This is a genomic window from Pseudooceanicola lipolyticus (assembly GCF_002786325.1).
Taxonomy (GTDB): Bacteria; Pseudomonadota; Alphaproteobacteria; order Rhodobacterales; family Rhodobacteraceae; genus Pseudooceanicola_C; species Pseudooceanicola_C lipolyticus.
Window position 1 is genome coordinate 1 of the sequence record NZ_PGTB01000166.1, and the last position, 8049, is coordinate 8049.

The 8049-nt window shown below is 65.0% G+C and carries 9 protein-coding genes; 3 read left to right on the forward strand and 6 right to left on the reverse strand.

The window, feature by feature from the left end; genetic code table 11:
• The 6 genes from CVM52_RS21675 to CVM52_RS21700 all read right to left on the reverse strand — a co-directional run.
• A partial coding sequence (locus CVM52_RS21675) for a biotin/lipoyl-containing protein (RefSeq protein ID WP_133119929.1) occupies positions 1-474 on the reverse strand: 474 nt, incomplete at its 3' end.
• A 12-nt stretch (positions 475-486) separates the two neighbouring features.
• Entirely contained in the window at positions 487-1860 is a 1374-nt protein-coding gene (locus tag CVM52_RS21680) for a pyruvate dehydrogenase complex E1 component subunit beta (protein WP_100164469.1), read from the reverse strand.
• Between the two features lies 1 nt (position 1861).
• Complete coding sequence (pdhA, locus tag CVM52_RS21685; RefSeq protein ID WP_100164470.1) at positions 1862-2875, reverse strand: pyruvate dehydrogenase (acetyl-transferring) E1 component subunit alpha; 1014 nt, start codon at positions 2873-2875, stop codon at positions 1862-1864.
• Positions 2876-3010: 135 nt separating this feature from the next.
• Positions 3011-3310, reverse strand: coding sequence for an FtsB family cell division protein (locus tag CVM52_RS21690; RefSeq protein ID WP_100164471.1), 300 nt, complete (start codon positions 3308-3310; stop codon positions 3011-3013).
• A 136-nt stretch (positions 3311-3446) separates the two neighbouring features.
• Positions 3447-4340 carry a fructose bisphosphate aldolase gene (locus CVM52_RS21695; RefSeq protein WP_100164472.1) on the reverse strand — a complete coding sequence of 298 codons (894 nt, stop codon included), beginning with the start codon at positions 4338-4340 and terminating at the stop codon, positions 3447-3449.
• Between the two features lie 175 nt (positions 4341-4515).
• Complete coding sequence (locus tag CVM52_RS21700; RefSeq protein ID WP_100164473.1) at positions 4516-5706, reverse strand: phosphoglycerate kinase; 1191 nt, start codon at positions 5704-5706, stop codon at positions 4516-4518.
• A 131-nt stretch (positions 5707-5837) separates the two neighbouring features.
• Here CVM52_RS21700 and CVM52_RS21705 point away from each other — a divergent pair, with 131 nt between their 5' ends.
• From CVM52_RS21705 to CVM52_RS21715, 3 genes are all read left to right on the forward strand, one after another.
• On the forward strand, positions 5838-6344 hold the full coding sequence (locus tag CVM52_RS21705; protein WP_100164474.1) for a peptidylprolyl isomerase: 507 nt from the start codon (positions 5838-5840) through the stop codon (positions 6342-6344).
• On the forward strand, positions 6337-6888 hold the full coding sequence (locus CVM52_RS21710; protein ID WP_100164475.1) for a peptidylprolyl isomerase: 552 nt from the start codon (positions 6337-6339) through the stop codon (positions 6886-6888). Before CVM52_RS21705 ends, CVM52_RS21710 begins: the two co-directional genes overlap by 8 nt.
• 107 nt (positions 6889-6995) lie before the next feature.
• Entirely contained in the window at positions 6996-7970 is a 975-nt protein-coding gene (locus CVM52_RS21715; protein ID WP_100164476.1) for a DUF3179 domain-containing protein, read from the forward strand.
• The last annotated feature ends 79 nt before the right edge of the window (positions 7971-8049 follow it).

An 8049-nucleotide genomic window follows, 5' to 3' on the forward strand; every position in this document is an offset into this window, starting at 1 on the left:
GCGCGGGCCCGAGCCCTTGATCGCGGCCAGGTCCAGCCCCTTGTCAGCGGCGATGCGGCGGGCCAGCGGCGAGGCGAAGATGCGCTCGCCGTCTTTCGACGGCGCGGGCGGTGCCGATTGCGCGGCAGCAGGTGCAGAGGCCGCGCCGCTCTGGGCCGGGCTTTCCTCGGCCTTGGCTTCGGCAGGTTCGGATTTCGGCGCCGGCGAGGTGCCGATATCATCAGCGCTTTCGCCCTCGGCCAGCAGCACGGCGATCGGGGTGTTGACCTTCACGCCCTCGCTGCCTTCGGAGACCAGGATCTTGCCGATGGTGCCTTCGTCCACCGCCTCGAATTCCATCGTCGCCTTGTCGGTTTCGATCTCGGCCAGCAGGTCGCCGGAGGAAACGGTGTCGCCCTCCTTGACCAGCCATTTCGCAAGGGTGCCTTCCTCCATCGTGGGCGAGAGGGCGGGCATCAGGATTTCAGTGGGCATCGCGCGCGCTCCTTACCGGTATGTCACTTGCTTGACCGCCTCGATCACCTCGTCGGTGGTGATCAGCGCCAGCTTTTCCAGGTTGGCGGCATAGGGCATCGGCACGTCCTTGCCGGTGCAGTTGATCACCGGCGCGTCGAGATAGTCGAAGGCCTGCTGCATCACCACGGACGAGATGTAGCTGCCCACCGATCCCTGCGGCCAGCCTTCTTCGACCGTGACCAGGCGGTTGGTTTTCTTCACCGAGTTGAGGATCGCGCCGGTGTCCATCGGGCGCAGCGTGCGCAGGTCGATCACCTCGGCGCTTATGCCGTCCTCGGCCAGCTTCTCGGCCGCCTCCAGCGCGTATTGCATGCCGATGCCAAAGCTGACGATGGTCACGTCCTCGCCCTCGCGCCAGATGCGCGCCTTGCCGAAGGGCACGGAATAGTCGTCGAGATCGGGCACATCATTGCTGCGGCCATAGAGGATCTCGTTTTCCAGGAAAATCACCGGGTTGGGATCCTGGATCGCCGATTTCAGCAGCCCCTTGGCGTCGGCGGCGGAATAGGGCATCGCCACTTTCAGGCCGGGGATCTGCATGTACCAGGCGGCATAGTCCTGACTGTGCTGCGCCGCCACCCGCGCCGCGGCGCCGTTGGGGCCGCGGAACACGATGGGGCAGCCCATCTGCCCGCCGGACATGTACAGCGTCTTGGCCGCCGAGTTGATGATATGGTCGATGGCCTGCATCGCGAAGTTGAAGGTCATGAATTCGACAATCGGCTTCAGCCCGCCAAAGGCGGCACCGACGGCGACACCGGCGAAGCCGTGTTCGGTGATCGGCGTGTCGATCACCCGGCGGGCGCCGAATTCGTCCAGCAGACCCTGGCTGACCTTATAGGCACCCTGGTACTCGGCCACTTCCTCGCCCATCAGGAAGACGGTGTCGTCCTTGCGCATTTCCTCGGCCATGGCGTCGCGCAGCGCCTCGCGCACCGTCTGGGTCTTCATCTCGGTGCCCTCGGGCCAGTCGGGTTCCGGCGCCTTGGTTTCGACCGGGGCCGGCGCAGAGGCCGGGGCAGGGGCCTTGTCCGCCTCGGCGGGCTTGGAGTCGTCCTTGGCGGCAGAAGCGTCGGATATTTCGATGTCGTCGGCGCTTTCGCCTTCTTCGACCAGCACCGCGATCGGGGTGTTCACCTTGACGCCTTCGGTGCCTTCCGAGATCAGGATCTTGCCGACGATGCCTTCATCGACGGCTTCGAATTCCATCGTCGCCTTGTCGGTTTCGATCTCGGCCAGGATGTCGCCCGAGGCGACGCTGTCGCCCTCCTTGACCAGCCATTTCGCAAGGGTGCCTTCCTCCATCGTGGGCGACAGGGCGGGCATCAGAATTTCGGTCGCCATCTCAGTTCACCTCCTGCGGGATCTCGTCGGCATAGATATCGGTCCACAGCTCGTCGAGCCCGGGTTCCGGGCTTTCGCGGGCAAAATCGGCCGAGGCGTTGACGACATCCTTGATCTCCTTGTCGATCTCCTTGAGCTGTTCCTCGGTCGCGTGTTTGCCGGTCAGCAGCAGGCTGCGAATGTTTTCGATCGGGTCGCGTTCCTCGCGCATCTTCTGCACCTCTTCGCGGGTCCGGTACTTGGCCGGGTCCGACATCGAGTGGCCGCGATAGCGGTAGGTCATGACCTCGAGGATATAGGGGCCCTTGCCGGCGCGGCAGTGCGCCACCGCCTTTTCCCCTGCTTCCTTCACCGCCAGCACATCCATGCCGTCGACGCTTTCGCCCTTGATGCCGTAGGCGGCGCCGCGTTCCCAGAAATCCGGGCTTTTGGTGGCGCGTTTCACGCTGGTGCCCATGGCATATTGGTTGTTCTCGATCACGAAGATCACCGGCAGCTCCCACAGCTGCGCCATGTTATAGGTTTCGGCCACCTGGCCCTGGTTCGCCGCGCCATCGCCGAAATAGGTGAAGGTGACGCGGTCATCGCCCTTGTACTTGTCGGAAAAGGCGAGGCCGGCGCCGATCGGCACCTGCGCGCCGACGATGCCGTGGCCGCCGTAGAAATGCTTCTCTTTCGAGAACATATGCATCGAGCCGCCCTTGCCCTTGGAATAGCCGCCCTCGCGGCCCGTGAGTTCGGCCATGACGCCCTTGGGGTCCATGCCGCAGGCCAGCATATGGCCGTGGTCGCGATAGGAGGTGACGCGCTTGTCGCCCTCGTCGGCGGCTGCTTCCAGCCCGACGACCACCGCTTCCTGGCCGATGTAGAGATGGCAGAAACCGCCGATCAGACCCATGCCGTAAAGCTGGCCGGCCTTTTCCTCGAATCGTCGGATCAGCAACATGTCGCGGTAGTGATCCAGCAACTCGTCGGCGGAAACATTTGATTTCTTTGTGGTTCTTCGCGCAGCCATGGTCGGGGGAGCCTCCTCCGGCGTAATAGTTTAGCGTTAAACTATCTAATAACCGATCTGGGCGCGGCTGACGAGGGCTTAAATGAATCGGTGAAAATTCAGGTGTCGAGCGCCGGTCGCGCGCGTTGCGGTGCGTCAGCGGATGACGATTTCGTCCGCCCGCAGCAGGCCCAGCACGTCGCGCGCGCGTTCATCCAGAAGGTCGAGATCCAGATAGGTGTCCGACAGCCGGTGGGTCAGGTTTTCGATCTCGGCGATTTCCGCTTCGAGCTGGGCCAGGTTGCGGCTGAGCGCTTCCGCTTCGGCAGAAATCTCGACGCGGCGGAACAGGCCGTAATTGCCCTGGATCGCGGCAAAGGTGAAATAGGCGCTCAGCGCGAAGGCGAGCGCGAAAAAAACGAAAACGCCGAAACTCGGCCGGGATGAACGGTTCAACTCTGCTGCCTCTGCTGCGCTCTTTGGCGACGCTTTCCGGGCACTATTACATAGCCGTACCGGCCTGTGAATCCCTTTGTTTCAAAAAGGATTCACAAATTTTTTGGCAGGATTGGGTGTGGCGCTGGGGCCGCAGTCAGCCCGCGACCGAGGCATTGTAGATGCCGTCGATGGTGGAATCGAGCGTGGCGTTGAATTCCGCGTCGCTCTGGCCCGCCGACAGCCCTTCGGTCAGCGCCCGCGAGAAGGAGGCGATGACGCCGGTATTCTGCGCCAGCCGCGCATTGGCCTCGTCGCGCGAATAGCCGCCCGACAGCGCGACAACGCGCATGATGGCGGGATGATCGACCAGCGGCTTGTAAAGGTTGGCCTGCTCCGGCAGCGTCAGCTTGAGCATCACCTGGGTGCCCTCGGGCAGCGCATCGGCGCGGCGGGTCAGTTCGGCCAGCAGGATTTCTTCGGCCTCGGCCTTGTCGGCGATGCTGATCGTCACTTCGGGTTCGATGATCGGGATCAGCCCGTGCGCCAGCACCTGGTTGCCCAGGTCGAATTGCTGATCGACGATGGCCTTGATGCCACTGGGCGAGGCGGCGTCGATGACCGAGCGTTCCTTGGTGCCGAAAATACCCAGCTTGGCGGCGCGCTCCAGCGTCGCGTCCAGGCCTGGGATCGGCTTCATCATCCGCACGCCGTCGGCCTCGGCTTCGAGCCCCTTGTCGATCTTCAGGAACGGCACGACGTTCTTGTCTTCCCACAGGAAGGCGGCCGAGGGCTTGCCCTCGATCTCTCGGTCCATGGTCTGTTCGAACAGGATCGCGGCGACCACCCGGTCGCCGTTGAAGGCGGGCGAGGTTACGATGCGGGTGCGCATGGCGTGGATCAGGTCGAACATCTCGTCTTCCGAGCTGTATTCGCTTTCCTCAACGCCGTAGAGGCGCAGCGCCTTCGGGGTCGAGCCGCCGCTTTGGTCCAGCGCGGCGATAAAGCCTGCGCCCGAGGTCATTTGTTCGGTTTTCCGGGGATCCGCCATGTCGTGTCACTCGTTCATTTGCGGGGCATGGGCGCCCCTTTGGCCAAGGTTTTCTAGGTGTTACGGCAGCACGTTTGCCGTTTCAACAGCGCCGGTGGGAGCGGGGAGGATTTTAGCGCCAACATGGCGCCAATTGCCCCGCGCCCGGTCTTCTGTTCCGGTTTCGGCGACGATCTCAGGCGTCCAGAGCGGCGACACCCGGCAACACCTTGCCTTCCATCCATTCCAGGAAGGCGCCGCCGGCGGTGGAGATATAGGTGAAATCCTCGGCCGCGCCGGCCTGGTTCAGCGCCGCAACCGTGTCGCCGCCGCCGGCCACGCTGGTCAACTTGCCGGCGCGGGTCAGCTCGGCAGCCCTGGCGGCGGCGGCATTGGTGGCCGTGTCGAAGGGCGGAAGCTCGAAGGCACCCATCGGACCGTTCCAGATCAGCGTCTTGGCCCGCTCCAGCGCCATGGCCACATGCGCCACGGTTTCGGTGCCGGCGTCCAGGATCATCTCGTCCGCGGCGACGTCCTCAACGCCGCAGGTGCGGTTCTCGGCCCCGGCCTTGAATTCGCGCGCCACCACGACGTCGCGCGGCAAGAGGATCTCGCAGCCTGCCTCGGCCGCCTTGGTGGCAATTTCGCGGGCGGTCTCGGCCATGTCATGTTCGCAGAGCGACTTGCCCACGTCGATACCCTGCGCGGCCAGGAAGGTGTTGGCCATGCCGCCGCCGATCACCAGCGTGTCGACCTTCTCCACCAGGTTGCCCAGCAGGTCCAGCTTGGTCGAGACCTTGGCGCCGCCGACCACCGCAACCACCGGGCGTTGCGGCGTGCCCAGCGCGGCCTCCAGGGCCGACAGTTCGGCCTGCATCAGCCGCCCGGCGCAGGACGGCAGCAGCCGGGCGATGCCTTCGGTCGAGGCATGCGCCCGGTGCGCGGCGGAAAACGCATCGTTGCAATAGATGTCGCCAAGCGCGGCAAATTCGGCGGCGAGTTCGGCGTCGTTCTTTTCCTCGCCGGGATAGAAGCGGGTGTTTTCCAGCAGCAGCACCTCGCCCGGTGCCAGCGCGCCAACGGCGGCGCGCGCGGCCTCGCCCCGGCAATCGGCGCAGAACATCACCGGCCCTTCCAGCGCGGCGGCCAGCGGCTCGACCAGGGGGCGCAGCGACATCTCGGGCACATGCTTGCCCTTGGGGCGGCCGAAATGCGCCAGCAGCACCGGCTTGCCGCCCTTGTCGAGAATATCGCGCAGCGTGGGCACGATCCGCCGGATGCGGGTGTCGTCGGTGACGCGGCCCGCTTCGACCGGGACGTTGATATCGACGCGGACCAGCACCCGCTTGTCCTTGAGTTCCATGTCGTCCAGCGTCTTCCAGGCCATTGGCGCAATTCCCCTTGGTCAAATATCTCGGCGCGGTTGTTCCTACATTTGCGGCATCCGTCAATGCATCACTTGGCAATTGACGGGCATCGGCATAGGTATCCCGCAACACTGAGACCAAGGAGAGTCAGATGGCCGAGATCAAAGACCCGGAAAACACCATCCTGATGGAGCTGAAGGACGGCACCGTCACCATCGAGCTGCTGCCGGATGTTGCGCCGAAACACACCGAGCGGATGAAGGAACTGGCCCGTGCCGGTGCCTATGACAATGTCTGCTTTCACCGCGTGATCGATGGCTTCATGGCGCAGACCGGCGATGTGCAGAACGGCAATATGGAGCAGGGCTTCAACCTGCGCCGCGCCGGCACCGGCGGATCCGAACATCCCGACCTTCCGGCCGAATTCTCCAAGCTGCCGCATGATCGCGGCACCCTGGGCGCTGCGCGGTCGGCCAACCCGAACAGCGCCAATTCGCAGTTCTTCATCAATTTCAAGGACAACCATTTCCTGAACGGCCAGTACACCGTCTATGGCCGGGTGATCGACGGGATGGAGCATGTCGATGCCATCGTCCGGGGCGAACCGCCCGCACAGCCGGACCGGATGATTTCCGTCAAGGTTGCCGCCGATGCGTAAGCTGGCAATTGCGGCGGTCCTGGCCCTGGCCGGCGCGCCGGCGCTGGCCACCGGGCTGGACATCGAGGTCGCGGGCGAGGCCAGCGGCACCATCCATATCGACCTGCTGGAGGATGTGGCGCCCGGCCATGTGGCGCAGGTTGCCGCGCTGGCCGAAGAAGGCGCCTATGACGGGGTGGTGTTCCACCGCGTCATCGAAGGGTTCATGGCACAGACCGGCGACGTGCAATACGGCAAGGCCGGCGGCGACATGCGCCGCGCCGGCATGGGCCGGTCGGAACGGCCCAGCCTGAAGGCGGAATTCTCTGACCTGCCGTTTGACCGCGGCGTCGTCGGCATGGCCCGGTCGCAGGATCCCAACAGCGCCAATTCGCAGTTCTTCATCATGTTCGAGGAAGGCCATTTCCTGAACGGGCAATATACCGTCATCGGGCGGGTGACCTCGGGCATGGACGTGGTGGATGCGATCAAGCTGGGCCAGGGGCCGAACGGCGCGGTGATCGGCGAACCCGATGTGATGAAAACGGTGACGGTCACCGAGTGACCCATCGGGCCCGCGATTGCTCGCGGGCCGTCAAAACCGCGTGACAGGTCTGGCGCATGGCGCCGGACCGGCGCAGTCTCTCCCGGCGGCATCGGCGGGAGGTTCTGATGCGAGTATCGGCTTTGATCGGCGCGGCGGTCGTTGCCTGCCTGGCGACGGCGGCACAGACCAGCCCCGATCTTTGGGCGCAGGAATGGCCCCAAACCAATTTCGATAAGACCACGGTCGAGAACTGGGACGAGATCCGTTCGGGCGGCCCGCCCAAGGACGGCATCCCGGCGCTGAGCGATCCGGCCTTCATCGCCGTCGGGGAGGAACAGCGCATCGGCGACCGCGAACCGGTGATCGCGGTCGAGATCGACGGCGCCCGGCCGCGTGCCTATCCGATCCGCTATCTGACCTGGCATGAGATCGTCAACGACACCGTCGCCGGCGTGCCCATCGCCGTCACCTTCTGCCCGTTGTGCAATTCCGCCATTACCTTTGACCGCCGGGTGCCGCAGGGCACGCTGAGCTTTGGAGTGTCGGGCAAGCTGCGCCATTCCGACATGGTGATGTATGACAGGGAAACCCAAAGCTGGTGGCAGCAGGCTGTCGGCCGGGCCATCGTCGGCGATCTGACCGGCACCCGGCTGACGACGCTGCCGACCTGGATGGAAAGCTGGGCCGAGTTTCGCGCCCGCAATCCTGACGGGCTGGTGATGGAGCAGCCGCGTCACCGGCGCCCCTATGGTGCCAATCCCTATCGCGGATATGACAGTGCGGCGCGGCCGTTCCTCTATACCGGCGCACCGCCGCCGCATGGCATTCACCCGCTGATGCGCGTGGTCCGCGTGGGCAACCGGGCCTGGCCGCTCAGCCGGTTCGGGGCGGAGGTGACGCAGATCTCCGAGGCGGGGGTGACGCTCAGCTGGCGCGCCGGTCAGGCCTCGGCACTCGACACCGGCGAAATCGCCCGAGGCCGCGATGTCGGCACCATTCGGGTGCGGGATGAGCAGGGCCGCGATCTGGCGCATGACATGATGTTTGCCTTTGCCTTTCACGCCTTCTGGCCCGATGGCATCTGGATGACCGGCCCCTGAGGGGGCGCAGGATCCGCACCGCCGCTTTCAGCCAGCGCGCGGGCGGGCGGGGCGGGGCCGGCGCAGCGCCAGCCAGGCG